Source organism: Serratia proteamaculans (assembly GCF_013337185.1).
Lineage (GTDB): Bacteria > Pseudomonadota > Gammaproteobacteria > Enterobacterales > Enterobacteriaceae > Serratia > Serratia proteamaculans_D.
In genome coordinates this window covers 872064-888871 of the sequence record NZ_SWDE01000001.1, presented here as the reverse complement: position 1 = coordinate 888871, position 16808 = coordinate 872064, and the positions used below count along the sequence as shown (strand labels likewise).

General features: G+C 53.4%; 17 protein-coding genes and 1 other annotated feature. Of the genes, 14 read left to right on the top strand and 3 right to left on the bottom strand.

Annotation, left to right across the window (positions count from 1 at the left end; translation table 11 throughout):
• Positions 1-66: 66 nt before the first annotated feature.
• Positions 67-366: a type V toxin-antitoxin system endoribonuclease antitoxin GhoS gene (gene ghoS, locus FCL49_RS04125; protein WP_174352534.1), complete on the bottom strand. Its 300-nt coding sequence runs from the start codon at positions 364-366 to the stop codon at positions 67-69.
• Positions 367-475: 109 nt separating this feature from the next.
• Between ghoS and FCL49_RS04120 the strand changes: the two genes are divergently transcribed.
• The 6 genes from FCL49_RS04120 (at position 476) to FCL49_RS04095 (ending at position 8119) form a co-directional block, all read left to right on the top strand.
• Entirely contained in the window at positions 476-1141 is a 666-nt protein-coding gene (locus FCL49_RS04120; protein WP_174352533.1) for a transglycosylase SLT domain-containing protein, read from the top strand.
• A 308-nt stretch (positions 1142-1449) separates the two neighbouring features.
• Positions 1450-2175, top strand: coding sequence for a gluconate 2-dehydrogenase subunit 3 family protein (locus tag FCL49_RS04115; RefSeq protein ID WP_174352532.1), 726 nt, complete (start codon positions 1450-1452; stop codon positions 2173-2175).
• A gap of 2 nt (positions 2176-2177) precedes the next feature.
• On the top strand, positions 2178-3959 hold the full coding sequence (locus FCL49_RS04110) for a GMC family oxidoreductase (protein WP_174352531.1): 1782 nt from the start codon (positions 2178-2180) through the stop codon (positions 3957-3959).
• A gap of 12 nt (positions 3960-3971) precedes the next feature.
• Complete coding sequence (locus FCL49_RS04105; protein WP_167796641.1) at positions 3972-5291, top strand: c-type cytochrome; 1320 nt, start codon at positions 3972-3974, stop codon at positions 5289-5291.
• Between the two features lie 260 nt (positions 5292-5551).
• Entirely contained in the window at positions 5552-6835 is a 1284-nt protein-coding gene (locus FCL49_RS04100; RefSeq protein ID WP_174352530.1) for an HAAAP family serine/threonine permease, read from the top strand.
• Between the two features lie 150 nt (positions 6836-6985).
• Entirely contained in the window at positions 6986-8119 is a 1134-nt protein-coding gene (locus FCL49_RS04095; protein ID WP_174352529.1) for an ABC transporter substrate-binding protein, read from the top strand.
• Positions 8120-8154: 35 nt separating this feature from the next.
• Here FCL49_RS04095 and FCL49_RS04090 read toward each other — a convergent pair whose 3' ends face one another.
• On the bottom strand, positions 8155-8844 hold the full coding sequence (locus tag FCL49_RS04090) for a MarC family NAAT transporter (RefSeq protein WP_174352528.1): 690 nt from the start codon (positions 8842-8844) through the stop codon (positions 8155-8157).
• Between the two features lie 127 nt (positions 8845-8971).
• The gene (locus tag FCL49_RS04085; RefSeq protein WP_254611021.1) at positions 8972-9181 is read right to left on the bottom strand and encodes a hypothetical protein; all 210 of its coding nucleotides are present in this window, start codon (positions 9179-9181) and stop codon (positions 8972-8974) included.
• Positions 9182-9573: 392 nt separating this feature from the next.
• Here FCL49_RS04085 and thrS point away from each other — a divergent pair, with 392 nt between their 5' ends.
• From thrS to ihfA, 8 genes are all read left to right on the top strand, one after another.
• Positions 9574-11502 (top strand): threonine--tRNA ligase, encoded by a 1929-nt coding sequence (thrS, locus tag FCL49_RS04080; protein ID WP_174352527.1) that lies wholly within the window; start codon positions 9574-9576, stop codon positions 11500-11502.
• Positions 11503-11505: 3 nt separating this feature from the next.
• Positions 11506-12057 carry a translation initiation factor IF-3 gene (gene infC / locus FCL49_RS04075; protein WP_013812633.1) on the top strand — a complete coding sequence of 184 codons (552 nt, stop codon included), beginning with the start codon at positions 11506-11508 and terminating at the stop codon, positions 12055-12057.
• Positions 12058-12155: 98 nt separating this feature from the next.
• Positions 12156-12353, top strand: coding sequence for a 50S ribosomal protein L35 (rpmI, locus tag FCL49_RS04070; protein WP_135316296.1), 198 nt, complete (start codon positions 12156-12158; stop codon positions 12351-12353).
• Between the two features lie 44 nt (positions 12354-12397).
• Entirely contained in the window at positions 12398-12754 is a 357-nt protein-coding gene (gene rplT / locus FCL49_RS04065; RefSeq protein ID WP_004943595.1) for a 50S ribosomal protein L20, read from the top strand.
• A 114-nt stretch (positions 12755-12868) separates the two neighbouring features.
• Positions 12869-12992: a sequence feature (Phe leader region), on the top strand.
• On the top strand, positions 12875-12919 hold the full coding sequence (pheM, locus tag FCL49_RS24570; RefSeq protein ID WP_197724622.1) for a pheST operon leader peptide PheM: 45 nt from the start codon (positions 12875-12877) through the stop codon (positions 12917-12919). It overlaps the preceding feature by 45 nt.
• A 122-nt stretch (positions 12993-13114) precedes the next feature.
• Positions 13115-14098 (top strand): phenylalanine--tRNA ligase subunit alpha, encoded by a 984-nt coding sequence (gene pheS, locus FCL49_RS04055; protein ID WP_174352526.1) that lies wholly within the window; start codon positions 13115-13117, stop codon positions 14096-14098.
• 14 nt (positions 14099-14112) lie between these two features.
• Positions 14113-16500 (top strand): phenylalanine--tRNA ligase subunit beta, encoded by a 2388-nt coding sequence (gene pheT, locus FCL49_RS04050; protein ID WP_174352525.1) that lies wholly within the window; start codon positions 14113-14115, stop codon positions 16498-16500.
• A gap of 4 nt (positions 16501-16504) precedes the next feature.
• Complete coding sequence (gene ihfA / locus FCL49_RS04045; RefSeq protein ID WP_004943604.1) at positions 16505-16801, top strand: integration host factor subunit alpha; 297 nt, start codon at positions 16505-16507, stop codon at positions 16799-16801.
• Positions 16802-16808: the final 7 nt, after the last annotated feature.

Here is a 16808-nt window from a genome sequence, read left to right as displayed (position 1 = left end):
CTGCCGGCGAACTGCCGGTTATTTACTCAATGGAAAAAATAATACCGCCCGGTGAGTTATAGCATTTTATGTATCAGTATGTAACCGCTTAACATAGGCGTCGTAGGTGACAATTTCGACCTCAGGAATTTTACCCAGCGCCACCTGCCCAAGCTTCTGTGCCAGTAGCTGCACATCCTGTTGATCCAGTGGGGTTATCAGCGCAAAGCTGTTGCTGCCCAGCTCATGTGGAACGCCATTTTCGTCTGCCACCGACGTGACAAATCCCTGAAGGGTTAATTGTCCTGTCAGCTTGGCCAAATCAGCTAATCCTTCTTCCTGATAGCGAAAAGTCACCACAAAACACGTTGTTGCAGATTGACTCATAAATCACCTCTTGGTATACGAGTAGCTTGAGATTAGACCAAAAAAAGCGTACAGGCGTCCTTACAAGTTGTATATGCTACGCAACTCATTGAAAGGAGTGAGGGATTCTGTGAAAACAAAAATAGGTTGCCTGACGGCAATTTTGCTTTTGTCGGGTTGTGCCAAAGACCCCCAAACAGCAAACAATATTTCAGGCAGTGGCACATCGCGTGGTGGTTGGTTAAAGGCTCCCCCGCAGGCTCCAGTTAACCGTACGGGGACACCGGTAGCCTATAACGATTACATTCGTCAGGCCGCTAACAGCTATGGCGTTGACGAAACGCTGATTAAAGCGATTATTCAGGTAGAGTCCGGGTTTAACCCGAATGCAGTCAGTACCTCGAACGCAGTGGGATTAATGCAGCTGAAACCTTCAACCGCCGGGCGTGACGCCTATCGTCTTAAAGGAAGAAGCGGGCAACCAAGCTCGCGTGAGTTGAAGGATCCGGCGGTTAATATTGATCTGGGAACGGCCTATATCAATATTCTTCAAAGCCAGCAGCTAGCCGGGATCAACGATCCACAAACATTACGTTACGCCACCATCGTTTCTTATGTGAATGGGGCAGGCGCCATGCTGCGTACCTTCTCGTCGGACAAGCGTGTGGCGGTGAATCGCATTAACCAGATGAGTCCGGATGAGTTCTACCAACACATCCAGAAAAAGCATCCGGCCCCGCAAGCGCCACGCTATTTATGGAAGGTCACCACCGCCTACCAGGCAATGTCGCCCTAGTTCAGATTTGTTTGCTAAATCGGCCCCTTAATGGGGCCGGTTTTTTATTGGCGCAGGGTCAAAGCGCGATGCAGCTCCCATTTTTCGTTATTTCCCATCCTGTTACCTAAAAAACCGCACGAATAGTTAATTTTACATTAACCTGCAAATCTTTACGTTCATTCAATAAGTTACCGGTAACATTGTGGCGTTCGCTCACATTCTGAGCTTCAATAAATATACAAATAAGTAACAATTTATGTTTAAAACCCGCATCGACCGCAAGGTTGAGGTTAAATAGTTGTGATTATCTTTGGATGGAATGTGATATGTCGGACGATAAAACTAACAATTCACGGCGCGATTTCCTGCTGAAATCGATGACTTTAATCCCCGCAGCGGTGATTGGCGGCAGCGGCGTTAGCGCGCTGACAGCCTCAATACCGGCGGTCGCGGCAACAGACACCCCAAAACAAAGCGACTACCAGCCTACGTTCTTTACCCCGGAAGAATGGGCCTTCGTCAAGGCGGCAGTGGCACGCCTGATCCCGGCCGACGATCGTGGCCCTGGCGCGCTGGAAGCCGGCGTGCCGGAGTTTATCGATCGTCAGATGAATACCCCGTACGCCACCGGATCCATCTGGTATATGCAGGGGCCGTTTAACCCGGATGTTCCGAAGGAAATGGGTTATCAACTGCCGCTGGTGCCGAAACAGATCTACAACCTGGGTATCGCTGATGCCGATGCCTACTGCAAGAAAACCGCCGGTAAAGTTTTTGCCGAGCTGGACGCCGCACAGCAGGACACGCTGTTGCAGAAATTTGAGTCCGGCGAAGCCGAGTTTGCGCAGTTGCCTGCCAAGCTGTTCTTCTCCTATTTGTTGCAAAACACCCGCGAAGGTTTCTTCAGCGATCCGATCCATGGCGGCAATAAAGACATGGTCGGTTGGAAGCTGATTAATTTTCCGGGCGCGCGCGCCGACTTTATGGACTGGGTTGAACGAGGGGAACGTTATCCCTTACCCCCGGTATCAATTCGTGGGGAGAGGGGGTAACAATGGCAACGGTAATGAAAAAAGTAGACGCGGTGATCGTCGGCTTCGGCTGGGTGGGCGCCATTATGGCCAAAGAACTGACCGAGGCCGGGCTCAACGTGGTGGCGCTGGAGCGCGGCCCGATGCGCGATACCTACCCGGACGGTTCCTACCCGCAGGTGATCGACGAACTGACCTATAACATTCGCCGCAAGCTGTTCCAGGACTTGTCAAAAAGCACCGTGACCATTCGTCACAATACCAGCCAGACGGCGGTGCCTTACCGCCAGTTGGCGGCGTTCCTGCCGGGTACCGGCGTGGGTGGCGCAGGCCTGCACTGGTCTGGCGTGCATTTCCGTATCGATCCTATCGAACTGCGCATGCGTAGCCACTACGAAGAACGTTATGGCAAAAGCTTCATCCCGAAGGACATGACCATTCAGGACTTCGGTGTCACCTATGACGAGCTGGAGCCTTTCTTCGACAAGGCGGAGAAAGTGTTCGGCACCTCCGGCACCGCCTGGACCGTCAAGGGCCAGAAAATGGCACCGAAGGGCGGTAACCCCTTTGCGGCGGACCGTTCCGACAACTTCCCGTTGCCGGCGCAGAAGAATACTTTCTCTGCGCAAATGTTTGAGAAAGCGGCGCGGGATGTGGGCTATCACCCTTATAACCTGCCTTCTGCCAACACTTCGGATTCTTACACCAATCCGTACGGCGCGCAGATGGGGCCGTGCAACTTCTGCGGTTTCTGCAGTGGTTACGCCTGCTATATGTATTCCAAGGCCTCGCCGAACGTCAATATTCTGCCGGCATTGCGCATGGAGAAACGCTTCGAGCTGCGCACTAACGCCAACGTGCTGAAGGTGAACCTGACCGACGATAAATCTCGCGCAACCAGCGTGAATTATATCGACGCGCAGGGCCGTGAAGTTGAACAACCGGCCGAGCTGGTGATCCTGGGCGCGTTCCAGTTCCACAACGTTCACCTGATGCTGCTGTCCGGCATCGGCAAACCTTACGATCCGGTGACCGGCGAAGGCGTGGTTGGGCGTAACTTTGCTTACCAAAACCTGACCACCATCAAGGCGTTTTTCGACAAGGACGTGTTTACCAACCCGTTCATCGGCGCTGGTGGTAATGGTGTGGGTGTGGACGACTTCAACGCCGACAACTTTGACCATGCCGAAGCCGGCTTCGTTGGCGGTTCGCCGTTCTGGGTCAACCAGGCGGGTACCAAACCGATCTCCGGCTTGCCAACCCCTCCGGGCACCCCGGCCTGGGGCAGTCAATGGAAAGCGGCGGTGGCCGATGCCTATACCCATCATGTCTCGATGGATGCCCACGGCGCGCACCAGTCCTATCGCAGCAACTATCTGGATCTCGATCCTACCTACAAGAACGTGTTCGGCCAGCCGCTGCTGCGCATGACCTTCGACTGGCAGGAAAACGACATCAAGATGGCGCAATTTATGTACGACAAAATGGCACCGATCGCCAAGGCCATGAACCCGAAACTGATTTCTGGCAGCCCGAAAAATGCCAACAGCCATTTCGATACCACCAGCTACCAAACCACCCATATGAACGGCGGTGCGGTGATGGGCGAAGATCCGAAGACCAGCGCGGTGAACCGCTATTTGCAAAGCTGGGACGTCCATAACGTGTTCTCGATCGGCGCGTCGGCTTTTCCGCAGGGGCTGGGTTACAACCCGACCGGCACCGTGGCCGCGTTGGCTTACTGGTCTGCCCGCGCTATTCGCGAGCAGTATCTGAAAAACCCAGGCCCTTTGGTGCAGGCATAAGGACGGCGACTGATGAAAGCATTTGTTCCCGCACTGGTTCTCAGTGCACTGAGTTTCTCCGTCTGGGCGCAGGACGCCACGGTCAGCAGCGAGTTGATCAAACGCGGCGAGTATCTGGCGCGTGCCGGTGACTGCGTGGCCTGCCACACCAACGGCAAAAGCGGTAAAGAGTTTGCCGGGGGGCTGGCGATGGAGACGCCGATCGGCACCATTTATTCCACCAATATCTCACCGGACAAGAAAACCGGCATTGGTGATTACAGCTTCGAAGACTTCGACAATGCGGTACGTAAGGGCGTCGCCAAAAACGGTAGCACCCTGTACCCGGCGATGCCTTATCCGTCGTTCGCGCTGGTGAAAGAGGACGACATGCGCGCCATGTATGCCTACTTCATGCACGGCGTACCGGCGGTGGAGCAGGCCAACAAGGATTCCGATATTCCCTGGCCGCTGTCAATGCGCTGGCCGCTGAGTATCTGGCGCGGCATGTTTGCGCCATCACCGGCGGACTTTGTGGCTGACACCAAGGCCGACCCGGTGATTGAGCGGGGTCGCTATCTGGTGGAAGGGCTGGGTCACTGCGGTGCCTGCCATACGCCACGCAGCATTACCATGCAGGAAAAAGCGCTGAGCAATAACGACGGTGACAACTATCTGTCCGGCAGCAATGCGCCGATCGACGGGTGGGTGGCATCCAGTCTGCGCGGTGACAACAAGGATGGGCTGGGTACCTGGAGCGAGGCCGAACTGACCGAGTTCCTGAAAACCGGGCGTAACGATAAGTCCATCGTGTTTGGCGGTATGAGCGACGTGGTTGAACACAGCCTGCAGTATCTCAGCGATGAGGATCTGACGGCGATTTCGCGTTACCTGAAAACGTTGCCGCCGAAAGACGGCAAACAACAGGCCGCACCGGTAGAAGACAGCGTAGCCAAGGATCTGTGGCGCGGTGACGACAGCAAGCCCGGAGCGGCGTTGTACGTCGATAACTGTGCTGCCTGCCACCGTACCGACGGCGTGGGTTACAAGCGTGCCTTCCCGGCGCTGAAGGGCAACCCGGTGGTGCAGACCGAAGATGCGACCTCGTTGATCCACATCGTGCTGACCGGTAACACCACGCCGGCGGTGAAGGGGGCGGTATCCAATATCACCATGCCACCGTTTGGCTGGCGCCTGAACGACCAGCAGGTAGCGGAAGTGGTTAACTTCATTCGTTCCAGCTGGGGTAACAGCGCCAAGCCGGTCAGCGCCTCAGACGTGGCCAGCGTGCGCAAAGACCAAAAGGACATGGGCAGCGCCGCCGTACCGGAACATCCGGACGCCAACAAGTAAGTCATCCTCCCAGGGCCTCGTTAGAGGCCCTAGTTTTTTGTGCTGCGTAGTCGGTTTTTACAGCGATTATTGTTCGCCAAATAGCCACTCAACCAGTGAGAGATAGACCTGGGCAACGTTTTTAATTATCCTTTGCCGTCCTTTTACCAGGCATAAGAATGAAATTCTGAGTTAACTAACTGATTATTATTAAAAATTCGCGGAGAGGGATATCCCGTTAGGCGCAATCGTTGTCGCTGCAGATTAAGGTAAGCTTTCCTATGAGTACGATTTCTCCCGATTCAGGCACGCTGGCTGCCGCCCAGCCGGGCAAATGGAACAAGACGGATACCGTCTGGATGTTTGGTCTCTATGCCACTGCGGTGGGGGCAGGTACGTTGTTTCTGCCGATCAACGCCGGCTTAAACGGCCCACTGGTGCTGTTGCTGATGGCACTGTTTGCCTTCCCACTGACCTATTTACCGCATCGCGCACTGAGCCGCTTTGTGCTTTCCGGCTCCAGCCGTGACGGCAATATCCATGATGTGGTGGTCGAGCACTTTGGCGTGCTGGCCGGTAAAATCATCATGGTGCTGTACCTGATGGCGTTCTTCCCGATCGTGCTGGTGTACAGCATTTCGATCACCAACGCGCTGGACAGCTTCCTGACGCATCAGTTTCACCTGACGTCGCCACCCCGTATCTGGCTGAGCCTGGCGGTGGTAGTGGTGCTGAATCTGGTGCTGCTGCGTGGTAAAGACGGCATCGTATCGGCGATGGGTATACTGGTATTTCCACTGCTGGTATTTTTGATGGGCATTTCGCTGTACCTGATGCCGACCTGGCAAACCGCCAACTTTGTCAGTGGCCTGGCGAACACTCAGTTCAGTAGCCCGGATTTGTGGCATTCATTGTGGTTGGCGGTGCCGGTCATGGTGTTTTCCTTTAGCCATGCGCCGATTATTTCGTCCTTTGCCTCGACCCAAAAGAGCCTGTATGGCGAACTGGCTGAACGCCGCTGCGCGCGGATCATGCGCTACAGCTACGTGCTGATCTGCGTCACGGTGCTGTTCTTTGTCTTCAGTTGCGTACTGAGCCTGTCCCACGAGGATATGCAGCAGGCGAAAGATCAAAACATTACCGTACTGACCACGCTGGCGAACAAATTCTCGAACCCGCTGATTGCCTATTTGGGGCCGATGATGGCGATGCTGGCGATGGCCAAGTCCTACCTGGGCACCTCACTGGGGGTGACCGAAGGGGCGACCAGCCTGATTGACGGCCTGACGCGAGCAGTCGGCAAGCCGCTAAGCTCGCGCATTACGCACCGTATTTCTGCCGTGTTGCTGTTTCTGCTGACCTGGGCGGCGACGGTCTGGAACCCGAGTGCGTTGCACATTATTGAAACCATCAGCGGCCCATTGATCGCGGCGATCCTGTTTATTTTGCCGATGTATGCGGTGCGTAAGGTACCTGCCATGCGTCGTTATCGCGCGCTGAGCAATGTATTCGTGCTGGTGATGGGGCTGATTGCGCTGTCGGCGCTGATTTACGGCCTGATTTAACCTGACTGGTGCGCCGATTCCGGCGCACCACCTTGTTGCTGTTCACATCTTTTTTCAATTAAACGAAAACTCGCCCGGCGCCAGCTTTGATAATGGGAGCAATTCTCATTATTATTTCTGAATTGATTTTCAACGCTAAGGAGTTTTTACGTGCACCGTCGAATAACCCTACTGGCTTTGGCCTGTGCCTGTGGTCTGTCTACTCAGGTGATGGCGACCACTTATCCACTCACCCTGACCGATACCGCCGGTCAAACCCTGACGATTAAACAAGAGCCGAAACGCATTGTGGTGCAGGATGGGCGCGATATTCTGACGTTGGCGTTGCTCGATCGCGCCGATCCCTTTAGCCGGCTGGTAGCGTGGAACAACCTGCTGAAGAAGAGCGATGGCGAGACCTGGAAAATTCTGCAAAGCAAGTGGCCAGAAGCCAGGAACATTATCGATATGGGGTTTAGCGACAAGGGCGAGATTAACCTGGAAAGCGTGATCGCCAAACACCCTGATCTGATGGTGGCGCAGCTACGCTCTAAACCTTCTCTGAGCCAGACGGGTGTACTCGACAAGCTGCAAGCGCTGAATATTCCGGTGTTGTTTATCGATACCATGCTGAAACCGGTGGAGAACACCCCGAAAAGCATTACCTTGCTGGGTGAAACCCTGAACCGTGAAAGTGAAGCGAAACAGTACACCGACTTTTATCAGCAGCACTATCAGAGCATCCTCGATAAAACCAAAACGGTAGAGCCAAAGCCGTTGGTGTTTATTGAAGCCAAAGCCGGTCTGAACGGGCTGGAGTCTTGCTGTTTCACCCATGCTCATGTCGGCTGGGGTGGGATGATTGAGGCGGTAGGCGCACGCAATGTGGGTTCGGAACTGTTACCGGGCGCGACGGGCGACGTCTCGCTTGAGAAAGTGATCAGCATGAAGCCGGATGCCTATATTGTCTCCGGCTCCCAATGGGCCAGCAAAACCAACGCCGCGGTGCCTTTTGGTTATGGTGTGACGCAACAGCAGGTGGATGCTGCGTTCAACGCAATGAAACAGCGCCCAGGTTTTGCCCAGCTTTCGGCGGTAAAAGACGGTCGCTTCTATGGCATCTATCACAATTTCTACAATCACCCGTACAATATCGTTGGGCTGGAGTATTTGGCGAAGTTTATCTATCCGAACCAGTTCCAGGATTTGGATCCGGCGAAAACCTACAGTGAGATCCTCAGTCGTTTTACTGAAGTGCCGGAAGGTCAGGGTATTTTAGGCGCGCAGGCACCTGCAGGTAAGTAAGTGAAACGGGCGCGGTTTGCGCCCGTATTTATGGCTCAGGCAACGGCTGGGGTATAGGTGGAGATGATCTCCAATATGCCGTTGATAATAAATTGCACCCCCATACACACCAGCAGGAAGCCCATCAGGCGTGAGATCGCCTCAATGCCACTTTGCCCCACCAGTCGCATGATAGCGCCAGAGCTGCGCAGGCAACCCCATAAAATCAGGGCTACCGTCAGGAAAATGGCCACTGGCGCGACCAGCAGCACCCAGTGCGCGAACCCCAGGGTGTTCTCTTTGACGCTCGATGCGGAGCTGATGATCATCGCAATGGTTCCCGGACCGGCGGTGCTGGGCATCGCCAGTGGCACAAAGGCGATATTGGCCGAGGTTTTCTTGCGCAGCTCATTGCTTTTGCTTTCAACCTCTGGAGCCTCGTCCGCACTTTGCTGTGGGAACAACATGCGAAAGCCAATAAACGCCACAATCAGCCCACCGGCGATCCGCAAGCCGGGAATAGAGATACCGAAGGTGTTCATGACCAACTGGCCGGCATAGAACGCCACCGTCATGATAAAGAACACATAGACCGAGGCCATCAGCGATTGCTGGTTGCGCTCTTCGCGCGTCATATTGCCCGAAAGCCCGAGCAACAGTGCGACCGTGGTGAGTGGGTTGGCCAGCGGCAGCAGTAGCACCAAACCCAGTCCAATGGCCTGGAATAACTGCAGAATACTCGTCATGGGGCAGACTTCCTGTTTTCAGTAAATGTTGTGACGCAGAATAAAGTCATACCCTAACTTGCCGCGTGTTCAGCGGCAACAATAGGGAAGTGACCTGTAAATATAAAGGAATGGAGTTTGCAGCTCATTATCCCTGAGTGCTGGAGGGGGTCAGCTCGGGAAGCGCGTCAGTGTTGGCATCATCGTCATTCACACAATCACTGGTTATCTCCTGCGTATCTTCACACTCGATGGGCGGTTCGTTAACCGCAATGGCTCTCGGGTGGCGGTCTGCCCCCAGGTGTAACAATGCAAAAATAGCCACCAGCACGATGCAGACGCCAACGAGTAACTTCAATAACCGGTTCATGATGCGGGATGCTGTCTCAACTCTGCCGTTAGTGGCATCAGAATAGCGGGAGCGGGGCATGTTCGCCATAGCTGATTTTTGTCCTGTGATTGCTCGCCCGCTGCGAATAAATTTTTGACTGCTGATGCCCAAACAGGGTGAGTGTTAAGCATTGTCTGGGCGTTTAACAAACTGCGGGTAGATGGCGCGCTAATCATAGTGTTACACTGCCGGTTCCGTTATGGCGTAACAACATAGTACATTTTAAATCGTGTACATATGAGTGTACATATCTGGCAAAGTAAAGTCGGATAGCGCTGATAACATCATGTATTTAAACGATATCGTATTTCTTCATGTGATCTGTCGTGTGGGTCACCACTGTAGATAAGGAATTATTAATGCCTGTTATTACTCTTCCTGACGGCAGTCAGCGTCATTTCGCAAACCCTGTTTCCCCCCTGGATGTTGCCCTTGATATCGGCCCTGGCCTGGCGAAAGCCTGTATTGCCGGTCGTGTAAACGGTGAATTGGTTGATGCCGGCGATCTGATCGAATCAGATGCGCAACTGGCGATCATCACCATCAAGGACGCCGAAGGCCTGGAAATCATGCGCCACTCCTGTGCGCACCTGCTGGGCCATGCGATCAAACAACTGTGGCCAGACACCAAAATGGCGATCGGTCCAGTGATCGACAATGGTTTCTATTATGACGTTGATATTGACCGTACCCTGACACAGGAAGACCTGGATCTGCTTGAAAAGCGGATGCATGAGTTGGCCGACAAAGATTACGACGTCATCAAGAAAAAGGTTAGCTGGCAAGAAGCTCGCGACACCTTTGCCGCGCGTGGTGAAAACTACAAAGTGGCGATTCTGGATGAGAACATCAGCCATGACGACCGTCCTGGCCTGTATCACCATGAAGAATATGTCGACATGTGCCGCGGTCCGCACGTGCCGAACATGCGTTTCTGTCATCATTTCAAATTGCAGAAAACTTCGGGCGCTTACTGGCGTGGCGACAGCAAAAATAAAATGCTGCAACGCATCTACGGTACTGCCTGGGCAGACAAGAAACAGCTGAATGCCTACCTGCAGCGTCTGGAAGAAGCCGCCAAGCGTGACCACCGCAAGATCGGTAAGCAGCTTGACCTGTACCATATGCAGGAAGAAGCACCGGGCATGGTGTTCTGGCACAACGATGGCTGGACTATTTTCCGCGAGCTGGAAGCCTTTGTGCGCATGAAGCTCAAGGAATACCAGTATCAGGAAGTGAAAGGGCCATTTATGATGGACCGTGTGCTGTGGGAAAAAACCGGCCACTGGGAAAACTATAAAGACGCCATGTTCACCACCTCGTCGGAAAACCGCGAGTATTGCATCAAGCCGATGAACTGCCCGGGTCACGTGCAGATCTTCAACCAGGGCCTGAAGTCTTATCGTGATTTGCCGCTGCGTATGGGCGAGTTCGGCAGTTGCCACCGTAATGAACCTTCGGGTTCTCTGCATGGCCTGATGCGCGTGCGTGGTTTCACCCAGGATGACGCCCATATCTTCTGTACTGAAGAGCAGGTGCGTGCCGAAGTGAACGAATGCATCAGAATGGTCTATGATGTCTACGGCACCTTTGGCTTCGACAAGATTGCGGTAAAACTTTCTACTCGTCCTGAGAAGCGCATTGGTACTGACGATATGTGGACTCGTGCGGAAGAGGATCTGGCCGCTGCGCTGACTGAAAACGGGATTCCGTTTGAATATCAGCCGGGTGAGGGAGCCTTCTACGGACCTAAAATTGAATTTACTCTGCATGATTGTTTGGATCGTGCATGGCAATGTGGTACCGTGCAGCTCGATTTCTTCTTACCGGGTCGTTTAGGCGCATCGTATGTTGGCGAAAACAACGATCGCGTGGTCCCGGTAATGATTCACCGTGCTATTTTGGGCTCCATGGAGCGTTTCATCGGTATCCTTACCGAAGAATACGCAGGGTTCTACCCAACCTGGATTGCTCCGGTACAGGTGGTGGTGATGAATATCACCGACAGCCAGTCTGATTATGTCCAGCAATTGACCAAAAAATTGCAGGAAGCAGGTATTCGCGTTAAAGCGGACTTGAGAAATGAGAAGATTGGCTTTAAAATTCGCGAACATACTTTACGACGGGTTCCTTACATGTTGGTGTGCGGTGATAAAGAGGTCGAATCAGGCAAAGTTGCCGTTCGCACCCGCCGTGGCAAAGACCTGGGAAGCCTGGACGTAAATGAAGTCGTAGACAAGCTGCTAAAAGAGATTCGCAGCCGTAGTCTTCATCAACTGGAGGAATAAAGTATTAAAGGCGGAAAACGAGTTCAACCGGCGCGTCCTAATCGCATTAACAGAGAAATTCGCGCGCAAGAAGTTCGCCTAACCGGCGTCGATGGCGAGCAGATTGGTATTGTCAGTCTGAATGAAGCTCTTGAAAAAGCTGAGGAAGCGGGCGTTGATTTAGTAGAAATCAGCCCAAATGCCGAACCGCCAGTTTGTCGAATCATGGATTACGGCAAATTCCTCTACGAGAAGAGCAAGTCGACAAAAGAACAGAAGAAGAAGCAAAAAGTTATTCAGGTCAAGGAAATCAAATTCCGTCCTGGTACCGATGATGGCGACTATCAGGTAAAACTACGCAACCTGATTCGCTTTCTGGAAGATGGCGATAAAGCCAAAATCACCCTGCGTTTCCGTGGGCGTGAGATGGCGCACCAACAGATCGGTATGGAAGTGCTTAACCGCGTCCGTAAAGACCTGTGTGAAGATTCTGATTTGGCCATTGTCGAATCCTTCCCTACGAGGATCGAAGGCCGTCAGATGATCATGGTGCTCGCACCGAAGAAGAGGCAGTAAGGCCTCCAAGTAATAAAACCCACGCAGCGCTTGCGTTGTGTGGGTTTTATTCGCCTAACTGATTCGTTGTTTAACAATGCGAAGTGGATTTAATTAAAATGCCAAAGATTAAAACTGTACGTGGTGCAGCCAAGCGCTTCAAAAAAACCGGCAGCGGTGGTTTTAAGCGCAAGCATGCTAACCTGCGTCATATTCTGACCAAAAAAGCAACCAAGCGTAAACGTCACCTGCGTCCGAAAGGCATGGTGTCACAAAACGATCTTGGCCTGGTTACTGCGTGCCTTCCGTACGCATAAGCCATTTTTTTTTGAATCTAGAATAAGACTTTAGGAGAGAGCATATGGCTCGCGTAAAACGTGGTGTAATTGCACGCGCACGTCACAAGAAAATTTTAAAACAAGCGAAAGGTTACTACGGTGCCCGTTCGCGCGTTTATCGTGTTGCCTTCCAGGCAGTAATCAAAGCAGGCCAGTATGCTTACCGTGACCGTCGTCAACGTAAGCGTCAGTTCCGTCAGCTGTGGATTGCACGTATCAACGCAGCTGCTCGTGTGAACGGCCTGTCTTACAGCAAATTCATTAACGGCTTGAAAAAAGCTTCTATTGAAATTGACCGTAAGATCCTGGCTGACATCGCAGTCTTCGATAAAGTGGCCTTTGGCGCACTGGTCGAGAAAGCGAAAGCAGCCCTGGCGTAAGTCAGTTATTAAAGAGGGGGCTTGCTCCCTCTTTAATCTTTGTTTTTCAGCGACTAATACTGGCTTTTATTGACCGCCGCTGTATCTCTGGTGGACAATCATCGACAAGGTAACGCAATCATGAACTCTGTTATTTTTCGTTTCTTTTTTTACTTTAGCGCCTGATTTCTGGAGGCTTCGGCGTAAGAGAAGAAACGAAAAGTAGCGCCTAAGCCTCCCCTGCGGAGGCTTTTTTGTTTTTGGCCATCTCCAGTCATTGCCGGGCTATAACTTAAAATGCTTTGGAGTTGAGTCAAAGGCGTGTTCGAATAATAGATAACAATTACTTAGAGCCATATCGGCCAGAGGAAGAGGAAAGCAATGCCACATCTCGCAGAGCTGGTTGCCAATGCCAAGGCAGCCGTAGAAGATGCCCAGGATGTTGCCGCGTTAGATTTGGTACGCGTCGAATATTTAGGCAAGAAAGGCCATTTTACCTTACAGATGCAATCGCTGCGTGACGTGCCGGCAGAAGACCGCCCGGCGGCCGGAGCGGTGATCAACCAGGCAAAACAGGCGGTGCAGGAAGCGCTGAACGCGCGTAAAAATACGCTGGAATCTGCTGCGTTGAATGAGCGTCTGGCAGCAGAAACCATCGACGTTTCCCTGCCGGGCCGTCGTATGGAAAACGGTGGGCTGCATCCGGTGACCCGCACCATCGACCGTATCGAAGCCTTCTTCGGCGAACTGGGCTTCTCCGTAGAGACCGGGCCTGAGATTGAAGACGACTATCATAACTTCGATGCGCTTAATATTCCGGGTCACCACCCGGCGCGTGCCGATCACGATACCTTCTGGTTCGATGCTACGCGTTTATTGCGCACCCAAACTTCTGGCGTGCAGATCCGCACCATGAAGGAGCAGCAGCCGCCAATCCGCATTATTGCGCCGGGTCGTGTTTACCGTAATGACTACGATCAGACGCACACCCCGATGTTCCATCAGATGGAAGGCCTGATTGTCGACAAGGACATCAGCTTCACCAACCTGAAGGGCACGCTGCATGATTTCCTGAATAACTTCTTTGAAGAAGATTTGCAGGTTCGTTTCCGTCCTTCTTACTTCCCGTTTACCGAACCTTCCGCTGAAGTGGATGTGATGGGCAAAAACGGCAAGTGGCTGGAAGTTCTGGGCTGCGGCATGGTTCACCCGAACGTGCTGCGCAACGTAGGCATCGATCCGGAAGTTTATTCCGGCTTCGCTTTCGGTATGGGTATGGAGCGTCTGACGATGCTGCGTTACGGCGTTACCGACCTGCGTGCGTTCTTCGAAAACGATCTGCGCTTCCTCAAACAGTTTAAGTAAGGCGGGAATATTACATGAAATTCAGTGAACTCTGGTTGCGTGAGTGGGTAAACCCGGCCATCAGCAGCGAAGCATTATCCGATCAGATTACCATGGCCGGCCTGGAAGTGGACGGCGTGGAGCCGGTAGCCGGTGCCTTTAATGGCGTAGTTGTGGGCCATGTCGTTGAGTGCGGTCAGCACCCGAACGCCGACAAACTGCGCGTGACCAAGATTAACGTGGGCGGCGACCGCTTGCTGGATATCGTCTGTGGTGCACCAAATTGCCGCACAGGCCTGAAGGTAGCGGTTGCTACCGTGGGCGCGGTGCTGCCAGGCGATTTCAAAATCAAAGCCGCCAAACTGCGCGGTGAGCCTTCGGAAGGGATGCTGTGCTCGTTCTCCGAGCTGGGTATTACCGACGATCACGACGGTATCATTGAGTTGCCGGAAGACGCGCCGATTGGCACCGATATCCGTGAATATCTGAAGCTGGATGACAACGCGATCGAAATCAGCGTAACGCCGAACCGCGCCGACTGCCTGGGCATTATTGGCGTGGCGCGCGATGTGGGTGTATTGAACCAGGTTGCCCTGACCGAACCGGACATGAGCCCGGTTGCTGCCACCATTAACGATACGCTGCCGATCCGCGTAGATGCGCCACAGGCATGCCCGCGTTACCTTGGCCGCGTAGTGAAAGGCATCGACGTCAAGGCCGCCAGCCCGTTGTGGATGCGCGAGAAGCTGCGTCGCTGCGGCATTCGTTCTATTGATGCGGTAGTGGATGTTACCAACTACGTGCTGTTGGAACTGGGGCAGCCAATGCATGCCTTCGACCTGAGCCGCATTGAAGGCGGTATTGTGGTGCGTATGGCCAACGTTGGAGAACCTCTGACGTTGCTGGACGGTACCGAAGCCAAACTGACTGCCGATACCTTGGTGATTGCCGATCACCAGAAAGCCCTGGCGATGGGCGGCATCTTCGGTGGTGAACACTCAGGGGTGAATGAAACCACCCAGGACGTGCTGCTGGAATGTGCGTTCTTCAACCCGCTGGCCATTACCGGCCGCGCACGCCGTCAGGGTCTGCACACTGATGCTTCTCATCGTTACGAGCGCGGTGTTGATCCTGCGCTGCAGTACAAAGCGATGGAGCGTGCGACTCGTCTGCTGATTGATATCTGTGGTGGTCAGGCCGGTCCGGTTATTGATGTGACCACCGAAAGTGAATTGCCGAAGCGCGCTACCATTACTTTGCGTCGTGAAAAGCTGGATCGCCTGATTGGCCACGTGGTGCCAAGCGAGCAGGTCAGTGACATCTTGCGTCGTCTGGGTTGCCAGGTGACCGAGCAGGGCGATAACTGGCTGGCGGTTGCGCCGAGCTGGCGTTTCGATATGGAAATCGAAGAAGACCTGGTGGAAGAAGTGGCGCGTGTTTACGGCTACAACAACATTCCTGACGTACCGGTCCGCGCTGACCTGATCATGACCAAGCACCGCGAAGCAGATCTGACGCTCAAGCGCGTGAAGACCATGCTGGTCGATCACGGTTACCAGGAAGCGATCACCTATAGCTTTGTTGATCCTAAAGTACAGGCCTTGCTGCACCCGGGCGAAGAAGTGCTGATCCTGCCAAGCCCAATCTCGGTAGAGATGTCCGCCATGCGTCTGTCGCTGTGGACCGGTTTGCTGTCCGCGGTGGTTTATAACCAGAATCGCCAGCAGACGCGTCTGCGCCTGTTTGAAAGCGGCCTGCGCTTTGTCCCTGATACTGCGGCAAATCTGGGTATCCGTCAGGACGTCATGCTGGCAGGGGTCATTGCGGGCCATACGCATGAAGAACATTGGGATCTGGCGCGTAAGCCGGTCGACTTCTATGATTTAAAAGGCGATCTGGAGTCTGTGCTGGAACTGACCGGTAAATTATCCGAAATTCAGTTCAAGGCAGAGGCTAATCCGGCCTTGCACCCAGGGCAAAGCGCAGCGATTTATTTCCAGGGTGAACGTGTAGGTTTCATCGGTGTGGTTCATCCGGAACTTGAACGTAAACTGGATCTTAACGGCCGCACAGTGGTGTTTGAACTGGAGTGGGACAAGGTCGCAAGCCGCGCCGTGCCTCAGGCGCGGGAGATTTCTCGCTTCCCGGCAAACCGTCGTGATATCGCCGTTGTGGTGGCTGAAAACGTCCCCGCAGAAGATATTTTGGCAGAGTGTAAGAAAGTTGGCGCAAATCAGGTAGTTGGCGTAAACTTGTTTGATGTGTACCGTGGCAAGGGCGTGGCAGAGGGTTATAAGAGCCTGGCTATCAGTCTGGTATTGCAGGATACCGCTCGTACACTGGAAGAAGAGGAGATAGCCGTTACCGTTGCAAAATGTGTAGAGGCTCTAAAACAGCGATTCCAAGCATCCTTGAGGGATTGAACCTATGGCGCTTACTAAAGCTGAAATGTCAGAACACCTGTTTGAAAAGCTTGGGCTTAGCAAACGGGATGCCAAAGACCTGGTAGAACTGTTTTTCGAAGAGGTTCGTCGTGCTCTTGAGAACGGTGAGCAGGTTAAACTGTCAGGTTTTGGCAATTTTGATTTGCGTGACAAGAACCAACGTCCGGGGCGTAACCCGAAGACCGGCGAAGACATTCCGATTACGGCGCGTCGCGTGGTCACTTTCCGTCCAGGGCAAAAGCTGAAAAGTCGGGTAGAGAACGCAAGCCCGAAAGAGTAAGTTGCAT